The organism is Bacillus sp. SD075, from assembly GCF_017355165.1.
GTDB lineage: Bacteria > Bacillota > Bacilli > Bacillales > DSM-1321 > Peribacillus.
Genome location: NZ_JADILK010000135.1, coordinates 1 through 211 on the forward strand (window position 1 = coordinate 1; position 211 = coordinate 211).

Here is a 211-nt window from a genome sequence, read left to right on the forward strand (position 1 = left end):
TTTTTGGGGAAGTACTCAAGAGGCTGAAGAGGCGCCCCTGCTAAGGGTGTAGGTCGCGTAAGCGGCGCGAGGGTTCAAATCCCTCCTTCTCCGCCAGTTACATATTTCATATCAAGGCCCATTGGTCAAGCGGTTAAGACACCGCCCTTTCACGGCGGTAACACGGGTTCGAATCCCGTATGGGTCACTTTCTTTTGGATAATCATAATGC

2 tRNA genes are annotated in these 211 nt (G+C 51.7%); both read left to right on the forward strand.

The window, feature by feature from the left end:
* The first annotated feature begins 5 nt into the window (after nt 1–5).
* Nucleotides 6–96: transfer RNA gene (locus IOC57_RS25600), tRNA-Ser, on the forward strand.
* A gap of 19 nt (nt 97–115) precedes the next feature.
* Nucleotides 116–187, forward strand: a tRNA-Glu gene (locus IOC57_RS25605).
* The last annotated feature ends 24 nt before the right edge of the window (nt 188–211 follow it).